Source organism: Mycobacterium sp. JS623, from assembly GCF_000328565.1.
GTDB lineage: Bacteria > Actinomycetota > Actinomycetes > Mycobacteriales > Mycobacteriaceae > Mycobacterium.
Genome location: NC_019966.1, coordinates 3,347,842 through 3,366,762, shown reverse-complemented (window position 1 = coordinate 3,366,762; position 18,921 = coordinate 3,347,842). Strand labels below are relative to the sequence as shown.

At 65.7% G+C, this 18,921-nt stretch carries 21 protein-coding genes; 10 read left to right on the top strand and 11 right to left on the bottom strand.

Features of this window, described 5'->3' with window-relative positions; all coding sequences use genetic code 11:
• Nucleotides 1-5: 5 nt before the first annotated feature.
• Entirely contained in the window at nt 6-1,637 is a 1,632-nt protein-coding gene (locus MYCSM_RS16575; protein WP_015307317.1) for a fatty acid--CoA ligase, read from the bottom strand.
• Nucleotides 1,638-1,733: 96 nt separating this feature from the next.
• Here MYCSM_RS16575 and MYCSM_RS16570 point away from each other — a divergent pair, with 96 nt between their 5' ends.
• A complete protein-coding gene (locus tag MYCSM_RS16570; RefSeq protein ID WP_015307316.1) occupies nt 1,734-2,099 on the top strand; it encodes a hypothetical protein in 366 nt (121 codons plus the stop codon).
• Between the two features lie 56 nt (nt 2,100-2,155).
• Nucleotides 2,156-2,398 carry a hypothetical protein gene (locus MYCSM_RS16565; protein ID WP_198344942.1) on the top strand — a complete coding sequence of 81 codons (243 nt, stop codon included), beginning with the start codon at nt 2,156-2,158 and terminating at the stop codon, nt 2,396-2,398.
• Here the strand turns inward: MYCSM_RS16565 and MYCSM_RS16560 are convergent.
• The 3 genes from MYCSM_RS16560 to MYCSM_RS16550 are packed head-to-tail and all read right to left on the bottom strand — an operon-like array spanning nt 2,375 to nt 3,476.
• On the bottom strand, nt 2,375-2,665 hold the full coding sequence (locus tag MYCSM_RS16560) for a VOC family protein (protein ID WP_051073760.1): 291 nt from the start codon (nt 2,663-2,665) through the stop codon (nt 2,375-2,377). The two genes, MYCSM_RS16565 and MYCSM_RS16560, sit on opposite strands and share 24 nt — an antisense overlap.
• A gap of 48 nt (nt 2,666-2,713) precedes the next feature.
• Nucleotides 2,714-3,169, bottom strand: coding sequence for a hypothetical protein (locus tag MYCSM_RS16555; protein WP_015307314.1), 456 nt, complete (start codon nt 3,167-3,169; stop codon nt 2,714-2,716).
• 28 nt (nt 3,170-3,197) lie between these two features.
• Complete coding sequence (locus MYCSM_RS16550; protein ID WP_015307313.1) at nt 3,198-3,476, bottom strand: DUF1905 domain-containing protein; 279 nt, start codon at nt 3,474-3,476, stop codon at nt 3,198-3,200.
• Between the two features lie 107 nt (nt 3,477-3,583).
• Between MYCSM_RS16550 and MYCSM_RS16545 the strand changes: the two genes are divergently transcribed.
• Genes MYCSM_RS16545 through MYCSM_RS16535 form a run of 3 tightly spaced genes read left to right on the top strand, consistent with a single transcriptional unit; the run spans nt 3,584 to nt 6,799 of the window.
• On the top strand, nt 3,584-5,011 hold the full coding sequence (locus tag MYCSM_RS16545; protein ID WP_015307312.1) for an amidase: 1,428 nt from the start codon (nt 3,584-3,586) through the stop codon (nt 5,009-5,011).
• A gap of 9 nt (nt 5,012-5,020) precedes the next feature.
• Nucleotides 5,021-5,872, top strand: coding sequence for a hypothetical protein (locus MYCSM_RS16540; RefSeq protein WP_015307311.1), 852 nt, complete (start codon nt 5,021-5,023; stop codon nt 5,870-5,872).
• A 12-nt stretch (nt 5,873-5,884) separates the two neighbouring features.
• Nucleotides 5,885-6,799 (top strand): alpha/beta fold hydrolase, encoded by a 915-nt coding sequence (locus tag MYCSM_RS16535; RefSeq protein ID WP_015307310.1) that lies wholly within the window; start codon nt 5,885-5,887, stop codon nt 6,797-6,799.
• A gap of 5 nt (nt 6,800-6,804) precedes the next feature.
• On the opposite strand, the gene MYCSM_RS16530 is transcribed toward MYCSM_RS16535, so the two are convergent.
• Complete coding sequence (locus MYCSM_RS16530; protein ID WP_015307309.1) at nt 6,805-8,034, bottom strand: enhanced intracellular survival protein Eis; 1,230 nt, start codon at nt 8,032-8,034, stop codon at nt 6,805-6,807.
• A 74-nt stretch (nt 8,035-8,108) separates the two neighbouring features.
• Between MYCSM_RS16530 and MYCSM_RS16525 the strand changes: the two genes are divergently transcribed.
• Nucleotides 8,109-8,483, top strand: coding sequence for an ACT domain-containing protein (locus tag MYCSM_RS16525; protein ID WP_015307308.1), 375 nt, complete (start codon nt 8,109-8,111; stop codon nt 8,481-8,483).
• Here the strand turns inward: MYCSM_RS16525 and MYCSM_RS16520 are convergent, their stop codons facing one another.
• A complete protein-coding gene (locus MYCSM_RS16520) occupies nt 8,484-8,708 on the bottom strand; it encodes a hypothetical protein (RefSeq protein WP_015307307.1) in 225 nt (74 codons plus the stop codon).
• 18 nt (nt 8,709-8,726) lie between these two features.
• Here MYCSM_RS16520 and MYCSM_RS16515 point away from each other — a divergent pair, with 18 nt between their 5' ends.
• Nucleotides 8,727-9,221, top strand: coding sequence for a macro domain-containing protein (locus tag MYCSM_RS16515; RefSeq protein ID WP_015307306.1), 495 nt, complete (start codon nt 8,727-8,729; stop codon nt 9,219-9,221).
• On the top strand, nt 9,218-10,318 hold the full coding sequence (locus tag MYCSM_RS16510; protein WP_015307305.1) for a carboxylate-amine ligase: 1,101 nt from the start codon (nt 9,218-9,220) through the stop codon (nt 10,316-10,318). The genes MYCSM_RS16515 and MYCSM_RS16510 overlap by 4 nt, the downstream gene beginning before the upstream one ends.
• Here the strand turns inward: MYCSM_RS16510 and MYCSM_RS16505 are convergent.
• Complete coding sequence (locus MYCSM_RS16505) at nt 10,296-11,006, bottom strand: 2OG-Fe dioxygenase family protein (RefSeq protein WP_015307304.1); 711 nt, start codon at nt 11,004-11,006, stop codon at nt 10,296-10,298. The two genes, MYCSM_RS16510 and MYCSM_RS16505, sit on opposite strands and share 23 nt — an antisense overlap.
• Nucleotides 11,007-11,033: 27 nt before the next feature.
• A complete protein-coding gene (locus MYCSM_RS16500; RefSeq protein WP_041314181.1) occupies nt 11,034-12,299 on the bottom strand; it encodes a competence/damage-inducible protein A in 1,266 nt (421 codons plus the stop codon).
• A 39-nt stretch (nt 12,300-12,338) separates the two neighbouring features.
• On the opposite strand from MYCSM_RS16500, the gene MYCSM_RS16495 reads away from it, so the two are divergent.
• Nucleotides 12,339-12,725 carry a PaaI family thioesterase gene (locus MYCSM_RS16495; RefSeq protein ID WP_015307302.1) on the top strand — a complete coding sequence of 129 codons (387 nt, stop codon included), beginning with the start codon at nt 12,339-12,341 and terminating at the stop codon, nt 12,723-12,725.
• A gap of 69 nt (nt 12,726-12,794) precedes the next feature.
• On the opposite strand, the gene MYCSM_RS16490 is transcribed toward MYCSM_RS16495, so the two are convergent.
• The 3 genes from MYCSM_RS16490 to MYCSM_RS16480 all read right to left on the bottom strand — a co-directional run bounded on the left by MYCSM_RS16490 (nt 12,795) and on the right by MYCSM_RS16480 (nt 17,776).
• Nucleotides 12,795-15,566 (bottom strand): glycosyl hydrolase 2 galactose-binding domain-containing protein, encoded by a 2,772-nt coding sequence (locus MYCSM_RS16490; RefSeq protein ID WP_015307301.1) that lies wholly within the window; start codon nt 15,564-15,566, stop codon nt 12,795-12,797.
• An 80-nt stretch (nt 15,567-15,646) separates the two neighbouring features.
• The gene (locus MYCSM_RS16485; protein ID WP_015307300.1) at nt 15,647-16,990 is read right to left on the bottom strand and encodes a pyridoxal phosphate-dependent decarboxylase family protein; all 1,344 of its coding nucleotides are present in this window, start codon (nt 16,988-16,990) and stop codon (nt 15,647-15,649) included.
• 51 nt (nt 16,991-17,041) lie between these two features.
• Complete coding sequence (locus MYCSM_RS16480; protein ID WP_015307299.1) at nt 17,042-17,776, bottom strand: glucose 1-dehydrogenase; 735 nt, start codon at nt 17,774-17,776, stop codon at nt 17,042-17,044.
• 71 nt (nt 17,777-17,847) lie between these two features.
• Here MYCSM_RS16480 and MYCSM_RS16475 point away from each other — a divergent pair, with 71 nt between their 5' ends.
• Complete coding sequence (locus MYCSM_RS16475) at nt 17,848-18,921, top strand: NAD(P)H-dependent amine dehydrogenase family protein (protein WP_015307298.1); 1,074 nt, start codon at nt 17,848-17,850, stop codon at nt 18,919-18,921.

Here is an 18,921-nt window from a genome sequence, read left to right as displayed (position 1 = left end):
TGGTCTCAGTCCCGGCACTCGACGACATCGAACGCGCCGTCGGCGTATTGCGACCGGATGACCTTCTTGTCGAATTTGCCTACGCTCGTTTTCGGCACTTCGTCTATGAACGTCCAGCGCTCGGGTAGCCAGAACCGGGCAACCTTGTCGCACAGATGCTTTCGCAGTTCGGCTGCCGTAACAGTGGCATCCGTCTTGACGACGACCGCCGCCAACGGTCTTTCCTGCCAGCGATCGTCGGGCACCGCCACCACGGCGGCCTCGAGTACCGCGGGATGATCCATGAGCAACAGCTCCAACTCGACCGACGAAATCCATTCGCCGCCAGACTTGATGACGTCCTTGGCGCGGTCGGTCAGCGTGATGAAGCCCTGCGGGTCGATCCGGCCGACATCCCCCGTGCGGAGCCAGCCGTTGTCGAACTTCGACGGGTCGGCGTTCTGATAGTACGAGCCGGTGATCCACGGCCCGCGAATTTCTACCTCTCCCACCGCTTTACCGTCGTTGGGAAGCACGGCACCCGCGTCGTCGACGAGGCGAACTTCGACCCCGGCGACCACCCGGCCCGCGGTGGCACGCAACAGCCAGTGGTCGGCCCCGGTCACCTCCGGCGGCGGAGCCGCAAGCGCGGCCAGCGGCGAGGTCTCCGTCATGCCCCAGGCCTGGCGGATGTGCACGCCGTAATTCTGCTCGTATTCCTTCATCATCCCGAGCGGTACCGCCGAGCCACCGCAGGCCACCAGCCGCAGCGACGAGATGTCACGACCGGGATTCGCTTGCAGGTATTGCAACACGTCGTTCCAGATCGTCGGCACCGCGGCGGCCACGGTAGGACGCCGCGCTTCGATCATGTCGACCAGTGCGGCGGCCTGCATGAACCGGTTTGGCATCAGCAAGTCGGCGCCCGCCATCACGGCCGCATACGGCTGGCCCCACGCATTCGCGTGGAACATGTTCGCGACTGGCAGCACACGGTCACCGTCACGCAGGCCGAAACCATTGCCCATGCACACCGACATCGAGTGCAGGTAGCTCGACCGGTGACTGTAAACCACGCCTTTCGGGTTTCCGGTCGTGCCGCTGGTGTAACACATTGCGGCAGCGCTTCTTTCGTCTAGATCGGGCCAACTGTAGTCGAGCGGTTGTCCGCTCAAGAGATCGTCGTATTGGATCACGTGCTTGCCCGACGCTTCCAGCTGCGCCACATCGCCATCGCCGACGACCACTACCGTATGCACCGACACCAACTCCGGCAGTACGGGCGCCAGCAGCGCAGCCGCCGACATGTCGACCAGCACAACGCGATCCTCGGCCTGGTTGGCGATGAACGCTATCTGCTCCCCAGCAAGCCTGACGTTCAAGGTATGCAACACCGCGCCCATGCACGGCGCGGCAAAGTAGGCCTCGAGGTGCTCCTGGTTGTTCCACATGAAGGTCGCGACGCGATCGCCGTCGCCCACGCCGAGTTGGCGCAGGCCATGAGCCAGCTGCGATACCCGGGTGCCAAGCTCCCCGTAACTGATATCGCGGTAGCCGTCGCCAGTCGCGGTGGTGACCCGCCGACTCGAGTACCACCCCGTGCCATGACGAAGGATGCCCGTGATTGTCAACGGGAAATCCTGCATTGTGCTTTGCATATCCGCCCCCACAGTCGATTGCGCCATGATGGTTGATCCGACACTGCAATCGGCGAGAAACGGCGAAACAGGCAATAACCACTAACATCGCCTGGCATGGCGAACCCCAGCTATCCGCCGCCACCGCAGCGGAAACCGCCCATCGCGACCACCGACTTGTGGGTATCGATTGGCGCGCTGATCCTCACCATGGCTTTCGGGATGGTCGCCGCGGTCATGGGGCTGTTCTCGCTCGCCTTTCTGGATTACTGCCCGCCGGAAACCTGTAGCGCCGAGGGCGCCGCCACCGCCGTCGGGACAGCGCTGCTCGCCGCGGTCGCGCTCGGGACCGTCGGCCTGGTGCTGACGGTGATTCAGCTTTATCGGCGCAAGCCGGCATGGCCGTTTGCGGTTGGCACGTTGGTGTTCTGCGGAGTGGCCGTCGGGCTGGGAGGCGTCGGTTACGCCATGGCGGTCGGATAGGGCGTGTCGGGCCAAATCAGCCCGCCGGCTGGGCGTCGTCGCCTACCGTTGCCAGCGTGGAACCACACCATTTAAAGGCCCCTGAGCTGGTGCCTGTCGAGGCACTGCGCTCGGGGGAACACGTCACCGACGTCAACGGTGGCGGTCAGCATTACATCGTTCTGGAGTCCAAGGTCCTCGGCGGCGGCTGCGTCGTCCTGGAACTGGAATCAAAGGCCAATGACCAGCTTCGGGTCATCGAGATGTCGTTCCCCGCGGGTTACGAAATGGGAAGGTCACCCCGCCGCCCCATTCTGTGAGACGACCAGGCACGGCACGCCGAACTTGTCGGCGACGAGGCCAAGGCGCGACGCAAACGGCGTTGCTGCCATCGGCACCTGCACGGTGCCCCCATCGGCCAGCGCTGCGAACAGGCGCTCGGCCTCTGCGTCATCGGATGCGCTGAGAGACAACGAAAATCCACTGAATTCCGGCTGACCGTCACCCTGTCCGTCAGAGGCCAACACGGCCGTGTCGCCGATGCGCAGCTCGACATGACCGACCCTGTCTTCGAAGCGGGCGAACACCGGTGAAGGGCCTCAGCACCGATGGCGCCGCGATAGAACTCGAGGGCCTCATCGCAACGACCTAAGCACCGAACGATTCGTCAACGGTTGTGCATCGCCGCGGATCGCGGTCTCCACCACCGGGTCCCGTCTGAGCACCCCGCGCCGAACGAGCTTGTGCACATAGCGTTCCGCGTTCTCGACGTCCGGCAGCGGCCACCGAAAACCGTGCAGCTCGAATGACCCGTCATCCGACACCGGCAGATTCATGGCGCGGTGATCGAGTAGCACGCCGGTCGACAGCGACGGCATGTGCACCCCGAGCCGGAATCGGATCGCCTCCCACTCGCCACGGGGTGGGCAGTCGATGGTCGTCGCCCTCGTCTCGGGCCCGCGCGCCGTGACCATGGTGAAGTCTGCGAGCCGCGTGACGACGAGTTCGAGGTGGCCCGCAGCGACGGATACGAACAGGCCGCCACCGTCGCTGCGGTCCCGCCACACCCGTTCGATGTACGGCGAAGCCAACGGCCGGGTCCGCGAACGGCAGTATCACTCAGCGGATGCGTTCGCAGAGGTGCACGGTCACCTCGTCGCCCGGTTGCTTGCCGATGCGCTGACGCAGGTCGGTCTTCACCGGCAGTTTGTGGGTGCCGTCGCCGAGCGCCATGAACGAGCTGGCGAACGGCTGTCCGTCGACGGTGCCACGAACCTTGACCAGGCCGCGGGTGCCGAAGAAGGCGGCAGAATCCGGCATGACCACGTAGGTCCAGCCGCCCTTGTTCTCGCTCTTGAGCAGTTTTGCGGTGAACTGCCTGTCCAGTGATTGCTTCATGAGTCGTCCTTTCGCGTCTGTGTACCCATAACGACTCGACCGGGCCCGAAAAGACATCGGCTGCCTCGAGTTGCCGTGCAATTCATGGCGTTGAATGATCCGTCCCAATGAACACCACCGATGCTTTCGCACTCGCCGAGGTTGACGCCATAGGCCAGGCCGAGTTGGTCGCCTCGGGTGAAGTCACCGCCACGGAATTGCTCGAGGCGGCGATCGTGCGCCTCGAGGCCACCCGCTTTCTGAACGCCGTCATCACGGACCTGTTGGATCGCGGCCGTGAGCAGGCAGCGACTTTGACTGCGTCTGGCCCACTCGCGGGAGTTCCTTTCCTGCTCAAGGATCTTGGCGCGTCGCTAGCCGGCGCGCCCGAGGCGATGGGCTCACGCGCACTGCGCACCCACGTGGCGGCTGAGTCGGCGTGGATCGTCGATCGGTACCTCGCGGCCGGACTCGTCGTGTTCGGCAAGACCAACACCCCCGAATGGGGCAACCACTGCACGACCGAGCCTTCGCTGTTCGGTCGCACGGTGAACCCGTGGTCGCCGTCGATCACGCCCGGCGGCTCGAGTGGTGGGTCGGCTGCTGCGGTGGCGGCAGGGGTGGTCCCCGCGGCCTCGGGCGGTGACGGCACCGGGTCGATCCGCGTGCCGGCATCGTGTTGTGGGCTCGTCGGTCTCAAGCCGCGCCGCGGTCGTACTTCCTTCGCACCTGGCGCCGGCCACGGGCTGGAGGGATTGGTCAACGAGCACGCGCTGACCCGCACCGTGCGCGACAGCGCTGCGCTGCTCGACGCCGTCGCGGGTTCGGCGCCCGGCGACCCGTACAACGCTCCCGCCCCGAAAGTGCCGTTCCTGCAAGCGATCACGCAGCAGCCCGCAGCCACGCGCATCGTGATCGCGACATCGTCGCCCTTTCCCGGGCCCGTTACCGACCCCGACGTCGTCGACGCCGTCGAGCGCGCAGGCGCGGTGCTCGAGGGGCTCGGGCACATCGTCGAGCCGGGCGCGCCCGCCGTCGACGCCGACGTCGTCGCCGAAGCGATCGCCGTGCTGCACAACGTCAGCAATGTCCAACTGCACGCGCTGGCGACCGCACACCTCGGACGCGAACCGCATGAGGACGAGTTCGAGGCAAGCACCTGGGTGATGGTCCGCGAGGGCTTCACGACGACGGGCCTCGCGTACGCCGACGCCATCGGTGCGGTGCACGCGCAGACGCGTCGCTTCGCCGCCGGGATGAGTGGTCACGACGTGCTGCTCGTGCCCACGCTGCTGACATCGCCGCCGCCCTACGCGCTGCTGGATCAGCCGCGTGGCACCACGCGGGCGTTCTTCGACGTCGAGTTCGCCACCACCGGCTGGACGTCGTTGGCGAATGTGACTGGCTGGGCGGCGATCTCGCTACCGCTCGGGGCCACCTCGGACGGCTTGCCGATCGGGGTGCAGCTGATGGCCCCCGACGAGACGATCCTGCTTCAGCTCGCCGCCCAGCTGGAAACCGCGATGCCATGGTTACAACGGCGGCCACGTATGTAATGTCGCTGCATGGTGCGCGACATCCGAGAGCTGACCGATTCGCCCGAGGCATACGCCGACGAACTGCGTCGGCGATGGGGTGGGTTGCTGAGCTACCGCTACATCGGCCGCAGCCACGCGTCGATGGATCTCGGCCCGGAAGACAACACCGTGACCATCCGCCGCGATATGCGCAGCGGCGCGGGCGGACTGCTGCTTGCCGTGCTGGGCATCGCGTCGCCCGAGGGCGGCCACATGTCCGACCTCGAAGCCGTGCCGAACCCCGTCGTCCATTCTTGCCAGATCCTGGATCCCGGCGTCGACGTGCGCCGCATCGAGATGGTGTCGGAGGACCTCAAGCGCGGCCGGCAGATGGGCTACAGCAGGACGAAGATCGTCGACGCCGACCGACCCGACCGCGTGCTGGCGCTGACCCAGGGCCAGGGCATCAGCATCGGCACGCCGCCCGACGGCCTCGAGAAGATGGAGACCAATCCGCTCGACGTGGTCGACTCCCCCGACCTGCCGCCGCTATGGCAGGTCTTCGGAGGGCATCGCCGCCCCGACGGCCGATGGGCGCTGCCCGAACTCGCCGTCGAGGTGGCTTCGCCCGATGCCGCACTGCACATCGGCCCGCAGTTCGTCATCCTCGAAACCGCTGCCGTCGATGCCGCGGCCGCCGTCGCGGGCACCGATCGCATCCAGGGCTTGTCGTCGCACGTGATGTTCATGGCGCGCGGTAAGACGGGGCCATTCCGAGTCGAAACCGAACCGATGCGCGGAGTCGACGGAACGGTTGCCGTGCGCACAGTGATGTACGACGAGGGCAACGGAGACCGCGTCACGACGGTGGGGTCGTATTTGCTCCGATCGGCGCAGTGAGACACTTTCGGCATGGCTGTCGCAATCGCCCGTCCGAAGCTGGAAGGCACCATCGCCGTCGGCGATGACCGTCAGATCGGGTTCGCCGAGTTCGGCGACCCGCAGGGCCGCGCGGTGTTCTGGCTGCACGGCACCCCGGGCGCCCGCAGGCAGATCCCGGTGGAGGCCCGCGTCTACGCCGAGCAACGACAGATCAGGCTGATCGGGGTCGACCGCCCTGGCATCGGTTCGTCCACGCCGTATCAGTACGACACAGTGTTCGCGTTCGCCGAGGACTTACGCACCATCGCCGACACATTGGGCATCGGCAGGTTCGAAGTGATCGGGCTCTCCGGCGGCGGCCCCTACACCTTGGCGTGCGCGGCGGCGATGCCCGACCGGGTGGTGGCCGCAGGCGTGCTGGGCGGTGTGGCGCCGGTTCGGGGCGCGGACGGGATCGGTGGTGGCGTGTCGACACTGATCTCGGCGGTGGCGCCGGTGATCCAAATCGCGGGTGCGCCGCTGCGGTTGATCGCCAGCCAACTGATCAAGCTCATCCGGCCCATCGGTGAGCCGGCGCTATATGCCTACGCCAGGATTTCGCCGGAGGCCGACCGCAGGCTCCTGGTCCGCCCCGAGTTCAAGGCGATGTTCCTCGACGACCTGCTCAACGGCAGCCGCAAGCAACTCGCCGCGCCATTCGCCGACGTCGTGGTGTTCTCACGCGACTGGGGTTTCCGGCTCGACGAGATCAAAGTGCCGGTGCGGTGGTGGCACGGCGACCGCGACCACATCGTCCCATTCGAGCATGGCCAGCACGTGGTGTCCCGGCTGCCCGACGCGCAGTTGACCCACCTGCCCGGCGAAAGCCACCTGGCCGGTCTAGGTCGGGCCGAGGAAATCCTTGGCTCGATGCTCGCGCTGTGGGACCACATCGACCAAAGGTGAGCGGCTCAGAAACCGTAACCAAGGACCGCTGGCCCGTCGGTCATAAACGCTGCGTCCAGTCCCTTGATGAGGCTGACTTCATTCGTGTGTAACCGGTTGGCGGCGGCAAACGACGATGCCTTATGTACGCCCAGGTACAGGCTGCCGAGGACGTCGAGGTCCATCCGAATGTCGGGCTCCGCGCTCGTGGGTGTGCAGCGGGCGCGGCCGTCGTTGACCTCGAGTGCGAATCGGCCGCCGTCACTGCGGAATCCATCGGACACCTCGATCACTGTGGAGACATCCGCTTCATAGGCGCGCGCTTCGAGAGTCGTGGGGATGTCCATGATCCGCAGCCACAAGTCGTCTTCCTGGTGGGTCAGACGGGCAACCCGATGATCCGTCAACTGGTACGGCAACGGGTCGCCGACGTGCGTACCGACGTGGACCGTTTCCATCAGGTCGAGCCCGAAAAGCGCACGGCACAAGGCGATTCGGGCGTCGGGCGTCGCCGCGATGATTTCGCCGACCCGCACGAACATCGGGTGATCGCCGAACACCCGATACAACACGTAGCCGTCCGGGTGCAGGAGCGCGTACCACTCGGAGCCGCCGCGGCGGTCCGACTCGCGATCGGCCAGCAGCTCATCCCACAGCGCGGCAGGGCGGACGAGGCCGCCCGGTGTGCGCTGGCGCCACTGCTCGTAGACCCGTTCGAGTTCGTCGCGGCGGTCGGCGGGCTTGATCAACCGGACACCGCCGGGATCGGGAGCGTCGTCACGGAAACGGGCGAAGCGCCGGTCAACAGTGAACTCCTGCTCGATGGTTGCGGGCCCGTATCCGAAGCGGCCGTAGATCCCGCCCTCGCTGGCGGTCAGGCCCGCGACGGGATAGTGCGCGTCGGCAATGCGGTTGTGCAGCTCGGTGTACATCGCGCGCAGGATGCCGCGGCGGCGGTGGGTCGGCGCGACACCGACGATCGTGATGCCCGCCATCGGCAGGACCGCGCCGCCGGGCACGGTCAGTTGCATATCGAGGTAGTGCGCCATGCCGACGATGTCGCCGCCATCGCATGCAAGGACGGTGCCCTCGGGCGGCATCAGCGACCGCCATGCCGTCAAGGACTCGGGATGCCCGAATCTGCCGAAACTGGTGGCATCCAACAACGAGATCGCCGGCCAGTCGGCGTCGGTGGCGGAACGGATTTCCACGGATGTCGAGGTGTCGGAAGCGAGCACAGAATTCGACGGTGCCATAAACCGTCGTCCGAGCGCATCCGAATTTCGCGCCTAGCCGATACCGTTGGGATTGCACGGAAGGAGCGCTCATCATGGCGACCGATTTGACGCTCTACCTCGATGATCAGCCTGGCGAATTGGCCAGAGTCGGCGACGTGCTCGGCAAGGCCGGGACCAACATCGGAGGCCTATGCGCGCTGACCACCGGCGGTGGGCAGGCCGAGGTGCACATTTTAGTGGCCGATGCGACATCCGCGTTCGAGGCGCTGGCTGATGCCGGCATCAAAATTGCCGCCGAGCAGGAAGTTATCGTGCTTGATGTGGAGGATCGGCCCGGCGCGCTCGGTGAGGTGGCGCGCAAACTCGGCGATGCCAAGGTCAACCTGACCACGGCGTACCTGGCGACGAACACCCGACTGGTGCTGGCGGCCGACAACCTCGCGGAGGCGAAGGCCGCGCTCAGCTGATCAGCGTTTGATCCAGCTCCTGACGGTGGCCAGATCGCGCGAGTACGCGGTGAGGATGTCGTCGTGGTACAGCGAGCCGCCGCTGATCGCTTCGGTGCCGTGCCACAGCACCTGAACCCGGACGATGCCCTTGGCGTAGTAGTCGGTGCGATCGACATCCCGGCGTTCCCAGCCGCCGAGATCGGCGAGCTCAGCTAGCGTCTGCCGCTCGTCGGTTGTAGTCATCGGTGAGACGATACAGCGATGATCTCGCTGGAAGTTCAGCAGGCCGACGTGACCCGCCTCGAGGTCGACGCGATAGCCAACGCGGCCAACACGCAGCTCAAGCACGGCGGCGGGGTCGCGGCCGCGATCTCGCGCGCGGGCGGACCTGCGGTACAGCGCGAGTCCACCGAGAAGGCCCCGATCGGTCTCGGCGATGCTGTCGAGACCACGGCCGGTGACATGGCGGCGCACTACGTCATCCACGCCGCGACGATGGAACTCGGCGGCCCGACATCGGCGGAGATCATCGTCAAGGCGACGCGTTCGACGTTGGTGAAGGCGGATGACCTCGAATGCCGGTCGCTCGCTCTCGTGGCGTTCGGCACGGGCGTCGGTGGCTTCCCCGTTGCAGAGGCCGCGCGGCTGATGGTCGACGCCGTTCGTGGATACCACCCCCGTTCTCTCGACAGGGTGGTGTTCGCTGTCCACGGCGACGAGGCGGAGCACGCCTTCCGCGCGGAGACAGAACAATGACTGGAGACGTTCCGACTGTCGGAGTCGAGGAGGAGTTCCTGCTCGTCGATCCCGACAGCGGTCGCCCGCAGCCGGCGGCGGCCGCTGTCGTCGCGGCAGCCGAAGCGGATCTGGGCGATCAGGTGTGCGGAGAATTCACCAGAAACCAGATCGAGGTCAGGACCTCACCGTGCGCCGATGCCGGTCAGCTGAGAGACGAACTCGCTCGGCTGCGCAGCGCCGTAGCGGCGTCCGCAGTCGCAGAAGGCTTGCGGCTGTGCGCATCTGGCACGCCCGTCGTCGCAGCCGGACTCTCCCCCGTCGCCGACCACCCGCGGTATCGCGCCGGCGCGGCGCAATACCGTGCGATGCTCGACGACTTCATGGTCTGTTCGACGCACGTCCATGTGTACCTACCGGACCGCGAGCTTGCCGTGCGCGTCAGCAATCATTTACGGCCCTGGTTGCCGCTCCTGATCGCGGTGAGCGCGAATTCACCCTTCCACCAAGGCAATGACACCGGCTATGCCGACTGGCGCGCTGTGATCCGCAGCCGGTTTCCGTGTCTCGGGCCGCCACCGTACGCCGAATCCCTGCGACACCACGAGGAACTCGCGGTGGCGATCGCCGACTCGGGCGCGATGCTGAATGCGGCAACACCGTTCTGGGACATCCGGCCAAACCCCAAACTGCCGACACTGGAAGTCCGTTCGATGGACATTGTCGCCGACATCGATGACACCGTCGCGCTGGCGATGGTGATCCGTGCGCTGGTCTCGGTCTCGACGGACAAGGCGCTCGCCGGTGATCCCGGTCCCCAACCCAACGGTGAGGTGCTGCGCGCCGCGTATTGGCGCGCGGCCAGAGACGGCTGGCCCGGCTGCGGCGTGGATGCGCTGTCCGGCGAGGTGCTGCCCACGTCGGTGCAGATGGCCAGGCTCCTTGATCACCTGGAGCCGGCACTGCGAGGCCATGGCGACAGCGCGACGGTGCACGGGTTCATGGATCGGCTCGTCAACCGCGGCACCGGTGCCGACCTGCAACGGGTCTCCCTTGGTCGGCGCGGCTCGCTTGCCGGCGTCGTCGACGACCTCGTCAGCTTGACGGTGCGAACGTAACCACGAGGACGTCGCGTTGCGCGGGCCGCGAGGGATCGCGTGGCCGAATCGGTGACACTCCGTGCAGAGTCCTTCGGTCGTCGCCGAAAAGTAGCGTGCCGGGCTCGTTCAAGGTGGCCGAGAGCAGCGGCCGCCCTGCCATGTCCGTGACCGTGCTCTCGCCGCCAAGCGCGTTACGCCTGCCGACCAATAGCGAGGTGACGAGCGTGACCCCGTCGCGGTGCATCCCCTCCGGCGTAGGCTGGCCCGCGTCGCCTGCGGTCGCCAGTACCCGAAACGGCGTCACCTTCACGTCCCATTCAGCGGCATCGGCAAGGGCGGTGGCCAGCCGGCCCAGTACCGACAGAATTTGTTGCAGCAGTGGGTCTTTGGCGAATGCATCGGTCAGCGGCTCGAAGTGCCGGTCGGTCCCGACGTACAGCGGGTTGGAGTCCTCGGGCTGAATGAACGCACTGTGTGTCGTCGGCTCGAAGGCGCCGTCAGCGGGACTGAAGACGAAGTGGCCGTAGCGACGCAGCCGTTGGGTGCCCAAATCTGCGGCATATCGATCGGGCGCAAGATCCTCCCAGTGAGTCGCGAAGTGCGTCCACGCGGAGCCGTCGATGCCGAGGCACGCATTGAGTTCGGCCGGCCGCATCACGCCAGCCCCGACAGCCGTGAGCTGCTGCGCAACCTGTTCTGACGTCATGGCGGCAAATGCATACCCAAAAAAGCGTCAGGTACTACTGAGCGCGCGCCGCAACATGTGCATCGCGACGGTGGTCGCCCGTTCGCGGATGTCGGAGCGATCGCCCGGCAACCGCAGCGTGCGGGTCGCCGTCGCGCCGTCGGCGAGTTTCACGGTGAAGCACACCGTGCCGACGGGCTTGTCCTCGGTTCCGCCTCCTGGCCCGGCGATCCCCGTGATCGCGACCGCGGTATCGGCCCCGAAGCGGCTCATCGCGCCATCAGCCATCGCCTCGGCGACCGGCTCGGACACCGCGCCATGTTCTGCGATCACCTCGGGTGCGACGCCGAGCAGCATGGTCTTTGCCTCGTTCGCATACGCGGCGACACCGCCTGCGACGTAGGCCGACGAACCCGGCAGGTCGGTCAGCCTTGCGGAAAGCATTCCGCCAGTACAGGATTCGGCTGTCGCGATCCGTCGGCCCGAAAGCAGTTGGGCGATCTGATCGTCGACCAGCGAGCCATCCTCGGAGTAGATTTCCCGGCCGTGCCGCTCGCGCAGCAACTCCATCAGCTTGGTGTAGACGGCTGAGGCGTCGGGCTCATAGCGCGTGACGATCTCGAGCTCGCCGCGCCGCAGACAAGTGGTGATCTCGAGCCGCTCGAAGCCGTCGACGTTCTGCTCGGCCTCACGCAGCGTCTCGGCCAGGCCTGACTCGGGCAGCCCGAACATCCGCACCATCTCTTGCCGGTACGTGGTCCGTCCCGCGATCGCCTGTTGCACCGCATCGGTTTCCACCGCGAGCGGCCACATCGGCTGCAACTCGCGCGGCGGACCGGGCAACACCACGATCGTCGGCTTACCCGGCACCACGACGCCGGGGGCGGTGCCCACCGGGTTGATGACATGGGCGCCGACGGGAATCAGGGCTTGCTTGCGGTTGGCGGCACGGACCGCGTCGATATCGACATTGTCGAAACGCGCCATCAATCGCTTGAGGATGTCTGTGATGCGGTCTTCAAGGGCTTGATCGAGCTGCAGCTCGAGGCCGGCGAATTTCGCCACCGTGGCCACCGTCATGTCGTCGGCGGTCGGACCGAGGCCGCCGCTGGTGACGATCAGGTCGACACCTTCGTCGGCGAGGAAGCGCAGCTGCGCCTCGATGTCACGCTCGCGGTCTCCACAGATGGTGATGTGGGCCAGTTCGACGCCCAGTTCCAGCAGCCGGTCGGCAATCCATGGGCCGTTGCGATCCTGAACTCGTCCCGTCAACACTTCGGTGCCCGTGACGACGATTCCTGCGCGTGCACTCACGTTCAACGACATTACGGCAGCCCGGTAACGTCATTCTCCATGACGGCGCCGAAGTCCCTCCGCGAGCTGTTCGATCAGCTGGGTCTGCAGGAGGTCCCGTCGGCCGACGGCACCGTGACCATGCAGATGCCCGTCGACGAACGAACGGTCAATACGGCAGGCGGTCTGCAAGGCGGGCTCGTCGCGACCATGGCCGACGTGACGGCGGGCCAACTGGCCGCGCGAGCAACGCCATTCGGGATGCGCATTGCCACCACCGATTTGTTCATCCGCTATTTGCGGCCCATCAAGGTCGGGCCTGCGCGCGCCGTAGCCCGGATCCTGCGCACCGGCAAGCGATCCGTGGTGGTTCAGGTCGACATTTACCGGGCCAACGACGACGAAATCGGTGCGACGGCGACGGTCAACTTCGCCGCGGTGGACTAACTACGCGCGAACGTTCCTTACCGCTCGAAAATCCGTCGAAATTTCGAGCGGTAAGGAACGTTCGGCGGACTATTTGATCGCTACCAATTGCGCCGGGGTGTTGTAGCCCGTCACTCTCACCCAGTTCGGGGTCACGCCGGTCCAGGCCTGCCCTGACAGTTCGACGGTCTCGCCGGGAAACACCGTAACGTAGTTGTCGCTGTATTCGACCGGCAGGATTTCGTCGCCCTCGCGTGTCGGAACTAGTTCTGCACGCTCGAAGAAAGCAACCCGCTGCGACGGGTTGTGTAGCCGAATGGTCACCCGATTGTCGCCGGGGTCAGCCGATTTCGACGCGGTGACATCGAGCGGAACCTGGGGCATGGAATTGAGCCCTGTCATGTTGGCCCAACTCGTTTGGCTGAGCTCGAACGCTGAATCGTTGCCCGGATCACCGACGTCGTCGAGCTGTTGCGACTGCCAATAGGTGTTCTCGGACAAGATTTTTCCGGTCGAGTCGAGCAGTTGAGCGCGGACGAAGTAGACACTCGAATCGCGGACAAGTCGTGGCAGCGTCAGCGCCTGCGTCGCTGCCCCCGCCGGCACGTTGACGTTGCCTGCAGTGCGATCGTCACGAACCTTGCCCTGCAAGTCGTAGGTGCGCACCCGCACCGTCAAACCAGTTTTCTCGCTTGGGGTTTGGTTGACGACCGTGACGTTGGCGTGGTCGTGGTTGCCTGTTGCATACGAGTCGAAGACAACCGATAACGGCCGTAGTCCCTTCTTCGCGCCGTAGTACGCGCCGCCGGGCCGAAGGTAATAGTCGAAGATGTGCCCGAAGAATGACGGCCAGTGATTGTTGAGCATCCAGTAGATCGTCATCTTGTGGTTGTCCCAGCCGCCGGCGGCGAATGCCTCGAACTGAGCGCGGGTCGACTCGTAGTGCGCCAGTTGCGCCTTGCGCGTGAACTCCTCGGCGTCATCGGACGGCCCGTACCTGCGGTCAACCGCGCGCCGAATACTCGTCAGCTCTGCGTTTCTCGGATCGGAACCGGCATGGAAGAACCAGGCGTCGTTGATCGGCCAGAGCTTGTCCGGCGGGATGAACTTCTTCAGGCTCGCAAAGGGCGGGATACTCTCGTTGTCGCCTTGTTCGGCCGTCGACCCGCGGGTGGCCGGATAGCGGCCGGAGAACCAGTAGCTCGGTGGTCGCCAGCTGTACGGGCCCGCCATCTGGATGCCGTCCCAGCCGCGCTCCCCCAAATCGTGGACAGCCAAGGTGGAAACCGTGTCGACGGTCGCGTTCTGCCAGTGCAGGTCTGAAAGGATCGAGTGGTACTCGGCCAGGACGTCGTCGGGGGCCCTGCCGTCACTGCCGTTGGCCCACATGAACACGGACGGATGGCTGCGAAGCCCCTCGATCTGCGACCGAAGGCTGTCCCGTGCGACGCGGATGTCCTCGTCGCCCCACTGATTCCATTTCTCCCACTGGTTGCAGCACATCCAGCCGTACATCAACGGGATACCCATCTCGTCGGCCATCTCGGTGATGTGATCGCCGGGGAACTTGCCCTCGAGGCGAATCATGTTGAGCCCGAGGTCTTTTACATAACCCAGAATCGCGGCGTCGCGGCTCGGGTCGTTGGCATACAACAGATCGGGGGTGTAGGCCGCGCCCCGGACCAAGAAGTCCTTGCCGTTGACCTTCAGATAGAAGTTGCCGCCCTTGCCGAGTTCGGGGAATTGCTCATCCTGGTCGCGGAACTGCTGAACGGAGCGGATGCCGAACCGAAGATGCTCGGCATCGATCTGGCGGTCGAATTGCCGGAACTCCAGATGCAGGTCGTAGAGGTTGGGCCTGCCCATGGTATAGGGCCACCACAGGTCCGGATTGTCGACGGCCAGCTGCGCGAACTTGTCTGGGGTGAAGCTGATCTCGCGCTGCTCTCCCGCGGCGAGGGTAACCGGCTGCTCGACTTGCAGATCGGGCTTACCGGGGCGGGTGATCGTTGCCCGCAACACACCGCGTACCTGTTGTGCGGAGGCGTTGTGCAGGCTGCTGTAGATCGTCAGCTTGGCGGAATTCGTTCGTGGCAGCGGTAATTCGGAGTTGACCGTGGCCGGGCCGAGGGCCACCGCGCCGGACGTCTTGAGGTAGACGGGCTTCCAAATGCCCGCATTGCGGTCGGGCACAAACGAATTTCCGTTGTTCGGATTCTTGCCGGGCCCTTGATAGCCGAGGTAGTTCCAGTTGATCCAGTCATACCAGCTGTCGGCCAATTCGACGCCGTTGACATCCTGCAGCGCCCGCTCCGGGGTGATCTTCACCGCCAGTGCGTTCGCCTCGCCCTGGTTCACCCACCGCGACACGTCGAGTTCGTGTGCGGTGTGCATGCCGACGATCTGGGTGTTGCCCGCGATGAGATGGCCGTTCAACCAGATCTCGGCGCGGTAGTTGATGCCGGGAAACTCCAACTGGTAGGCGGTGTGACCGGCCGGCGCCGTGAATGTGGTGCGATACCACCAGTCCTGCTTGTACAGGTCCTGCGGGACGGCCCCTAGATTCGTGCCGTAATACAGGTTTGGGTACGTGCCGTCGTCTTGCAGCGTCTGCAACACGGTCGCCGGCATCCGCGGAATGGTGTGCCATCCGGCGGCCTTGTAGCCGGGCGTGGACAGCGCGGCCCCGTCGGCAGACACATTCGAGGCGGAGATCAGGCTCCAGCCCTGCGCCAGCTCGATCTGTCCCGGGGGCGGCCCAGACTTGGCGAAATCGGGGAAGTCTGCCGCGCAGAGCAGCAGCAACAGCGCCACGGATAGCAGAATTCTTAAGACGATGTGCCGACGCCGTTCAACCGACATCTGCTCCCCGTCCACCGCATCACCGTACCTGCAGCCCCGGCTGCAGGCTCAGTCAAGCAGCGCAACGGAATTCGTGTCTGTCACTCTGTTCGCGCCAACACCTCCCGCACCAGCTCTAGCGTGGTGTCGGGGTGCAGGAAGGCGAATCGGCCTACCGTTTCGCCTTCCCATTTGGTGGGCGGAATGAACGCGACCTGGTCGTAGTGCAGGCGCTGCGCCCAGGCGTCGTAGTCCTCGGGTTTCCAGCCCAGCCGACGGAACAGCACCACCCCGAGGTCGGGCTCGCGGATCAGCTCCAGCTGCGGGGCGGCGTTGATCAGCTCGGCGGTCTGGTTCGCGAGCGTCGCCGCGACCTCGATGGCGCGACGATAGGCATCCAGCCCGTACACCGCCATCGAAAACCACAGCGGCAGCCCGCGGGCCCGGCGGGTCAGGTGGTAGGCGTAGTCCGACGGGTTCCACTCCCGGTCGGCAGTATGGATGACATCGAGGTACGACGCGTCCTGGGTGTGGGTGGCCCGGGCCAACTCGGGCTCTCGATACAGCAACGCGCAGCAGTCGAATGGGGTGAACAGCCACTTGTGCGGGTCGAGGATGAACGAGTCCGCCTGCTCGAGGCCTTTGTACTTCGGTTTCAGCGAGGGCGCGAAGATGCCGGAGCCACCGTAGGCGCCGTCGACGTGGAACCACCAGCCGCGTTCGCGGGCGAGGGCCCCGACCCCGGCCAGGTCGTCGATGATGCCCGCGTTCGTCGTGCCCGACGTGCAGACCACCGCGGCGACGTTGGCCGCATCCGCGGGCACCGCGTCGCGAACGGTGGCGGCGGTGAGCCGATGATCGGGGGTGTCGACGACGAGCGCGTCCATCTCCAGCAGCCGAAGCGTGTTGACGATCGACGAGTGCGCATCCGAGCCGACGACCACGCGCAGCCTGCCGGTAGCGCCGCGTTTCTTGGCGGTCTCGCGCGCGACGGCCAGCGCGGATAGATTGCCCGCCGAACCGCCGGACACGAAGCAACCACCCGAGGTCGTCGGGAGGCCGGCCTCATGCGCGATCACCCGCAGCACGCTGTTCTCGGCTGCGATCGCGCCCGACGCCTCGAGCCACGAGATGCCTTGTATCGAGGCGCAAGACACCAGCATGTCGAACAGCAGTGCGGCCTTGGTCGGGGCGGCAGGGATGAAGCCGAGGAACCGTGGGCTGTCCGCGGAAATCACGCTCGGCGCGATCACCGACGTGTAGACGCCGAGCACTTCGTCGGGCGGGCGCGGCTGATCGCGGATCACACCATCGAGCCGGTCGTAAAGCTCGTCGGCGGGCAGCACCCCCTTGTCGAGCGGCACAGGGTTCATTCGCAGCCGGTTCTCGGCGTACGCGAGCACACTGCGCACCATCTGTTCGGTGGTTTGGTCGACCTCGTGCATGGCTGAAGTCTTCCACTGGCCGGCGTCGGATCAGTGGGTTACGCGCAGGCGCTACTTGTGCGGCACGTCGTTGGTGAGACCGCCGTCCATGACGAACTCGGCTCCGGTCGAATACCGCGACTCGTCGCTCGCGAGGAACACGACGAACGTCGCGACCTCTTCGGGCTGACCGGGTCGGCCCAACGGGATGCGCAGCATGTTGTCGGGGAAATGCTTTGTCATCGGGGTGCGGATGAAGCCGGGGTGCACCGAGTTCACCCGGATGTTGTGGGGGCCGAGCTCGAGCGCTGCGGACTTGGTCAGCCCGCGCACTGCCCACTTGGAAGCCACGTAGGGATGCACCATGACGGCACCGCGTAGCCCCTCGATCGAGGAGATGTTGATGATTGAGCCGCCGCCGTCGGCCTTCATCGCCTCGACTGATGCCTGCATGCCGAGGAACGTCCCGGTGAGGTTGACGTCGATGACCTTCTGCCATTTGGCCATGTCGAACTGGCCGATCTGACCCAGCGCTACCGTCCCGGCGTTGTTGACCAGAACGTTGAGCCTGCCGAACTCGTTGATCGCGGTCGCGACTGCGGCCTCCCAGTCGTCGGCCTGGGTGACGTCGAGGTGGACGTAGCGCGCAGCTTCGCCGATCTCGTCGGCCAGTGCCTTGCCCTTGTCGTCGAGGATGTCACCAATCACCACTTTGGCGCCCTCGGCGACCAGCGCCCTCGCGTCGGCTGCGCCCATTCCCTGCGCCCCGCCACTGATGAGTGCAACTTTTCCGTCCACGCGTCCCATGACGGGTCAGGCTATCAAGCCGCACGTGCTACAAGTAGAACCTGTTCCAGTTCTGACCGGAGGGAACCAGGATGGCGATCCAAGTTGCGCTCATCGGCACCGGCAACTGCGGCAGCCTCGCGCTCAAGCAACTCGTCGAGGACGCCCGCTTCGATCTGACCGGCGTCTGGGTGTCGACCGACGCCAAGGTAGGCCGAGACGCCGGTGAGCTCGCCGGGCTCGACGTGACGACGGGTGTCGCCGCGACCGGTGATCTCGATGCGATCATCGCGGACAACCCCGATTGCGTTGTGTACTGCGCGATGGGCGACACCCGGCTGCCTGACGCGATGGCCGACGTACGCAAGATCCTTGGCGCAGGTATCGACGTCGTCGGTTCCGGGCTCGGCGTGTTGCAATATCCGTGGCAGGTGATCCCTCACAAGTACATCCAGCGCATCGAAGATGCTGCGCGAGAAGGCAATTCGACCGTCTTCATGACGGGCGTCGATCCGGGATTCGCGACCGACCTGCTGCCGTTCGCGCTCGCCGGGACGTGTCAGAGCATCGAGCAGGTGCGCACCATGGAAATCGCCGACTATGCCACCTACGACGGGGCGACGGTGATGTTCGACGTGATGGGCTTCGGCAACCGGATCGGCGACCTGCCGATGCTCTACCAGCCGGGCATCCTGAGCATCGCGTGGGGAACCGCGATCCGGCAGCTCGCGGCGGGCCTCGGCATCGAGGTCGACGAGATCAAGGACAGCGTCGAGCAAGAACCGGCACCCGAGGACTTCGACGTGGCGGTCGGCACCATCAAGAAGGGCACCGTGGCGGCAGTGCGCTTCCAGATCGAGGGCATGGTCGAGGGCAAGCCCGTGATCGTCGTCGAACACGTCACCCGGCTGCGCCCCGACCTGAGGCCGGATTGGGCACAGCCCGCTCAGCCCGGTGGTTCCTACCGCGTCGAGATCACCGGCGAGCCGTCGTACGTGATGGACATCTGCCCAACGAGTCGCAACGGCGACCACAACTACGCGGCCATCCTCGCCGCCGCCGGCCGGATCGTGAACGCGATTCCGGATGTGGTGGCCGCGGCGCCGGGCATTAGGACGACGCTCGATATGCCGCTGGTGACCGGGAAGGGCTTGTACCGCAGCTAA

Excerpts from the sequence above, each read along its gene's own strand:
- MYCSM_RS16575 (WP_015307317.1), bottom strand. The coding sequence starts at position 1,637 with ATGCAAAGCACAATGCAGGATTTCCCGTTGACAATCACGGGCATCCTT.
- MYCSM_RS16570 (WP_015307316.1), top strand. The coding sequence starts at position 1,734 with ATGGCGAACCCCAGCTATCCGCCGCCACCGCAGCGGAAACCGCCCATC.
- MYCSM_RS16550 (WP_015307313.1), bottom strand. The coding sequence starts at position 3,476 with ATGAAGCAATCACTGGACAGGCAGTTCACCGCAAAACTGCTCAAGAGC.
- MYCSM_RS16545 (WP_015307312.1), top strand. The coding sequence starts at position 3,584 with ATGAACACCACCGATGCTTTCGCACTCGCCGAGGTTGACGCCATAGGC.
- MYCSM_RS16540 (WP_015307311.1), top strand. The coding sequence starts at position 5,021 with ATGGTGCGCGACATCCGAGAGCTGACCGATTCGCCCGAGGCATACGCC.
- MYCSM_RS16535 (WP_015307310.1), top strand. The coding sequence starts at position 5,885 with ATGGCTGTCGCAATCGCCCGTCCGAAGCTGGAAGGCACCATCGCCGTC.
- MYCSM_RS16530 (WP_015307309.1), bottom strand. The coding sequence starts at position 8,034 with ATGGCACCGTCGAATTCTGTGCTCGCTTCCGACACCTCGACATCCGTG.
- MYCSM_RS16525 (WP_015307308.1), top strand. The coding sequence starts at position 8,109 with ATGGCGACCGATTTGACGCTCTACCTCGATGATCAGCCTGGCGAATTG.
- MYCSM_RS16520 (WP_015307307.1), bottom strand. The coding sequence starts at position 8,708 with ATGACTACAACCGACGAGCGGCAGACGCTAGCTGAGCTCGCCGATCTC.
- MYCSM_RS16515 (WP_015307306.1), top strand. The coding sequence starts at position 8,727 with ATGATCTCGCTGGAAGTTCAGCAGGCCGACGTGACCCGCCTCGAGGTC.
- MYCSM_RS16510 (WP_015307305.1), top strand. The coding sequence starts at position 9,218 with ATGACTGGAGACGTTCCGACTGTCGGAGTCGAGGAGGAGTTCCTGCTC.
- MYCSM_RS16505 (WP_015307304.1), bottom strand. The coding sequence starts at position 11,006 with ATGACGTCAGAACAGGTTGCGCAGCAGCTCACGGCTGTCGGGGCTGGC.
- MYCSM_RS16495 (WP_015307302.1), top strand. The coding sequence starts at position 12,339 with ATGACGGCGCCGAAGTCCCTCCGCGAGCTGTTCGATCAGCTGGGTCTG.
- MYCSM_RS16490 (WP_015307301.1), bottom strand. The coding sequence starts at position 15,566 with ATGTCGGTTGAACGGCGTCGGCACATCGTCTTAAGAATTCTGCTATCC.
- MYCSM_RS16485 (WP_015307300.1), bottom strand. The coding sequence starts at position 16,990 with ATGCACGAGGTCGACCAAACCACCGAACAGATGGTGCGCAGTGTGCTC.
- MYCSM_RS16480 (WP_015307299.1), bottom strand. The coding sequence starts at position 17,776 with ATGGGACGCGTGGACGGAAAAGTTGCACTCATCAGTGGCGGGGCGCAG.
- MYCSM_RS16475 (WP_015307298.1), top strand. The coding sequence starts at position 17,848 with ATGGCGATCCAAGTTGCGCTCATCGGCACCGGCAACTGCGGCAGCCTC.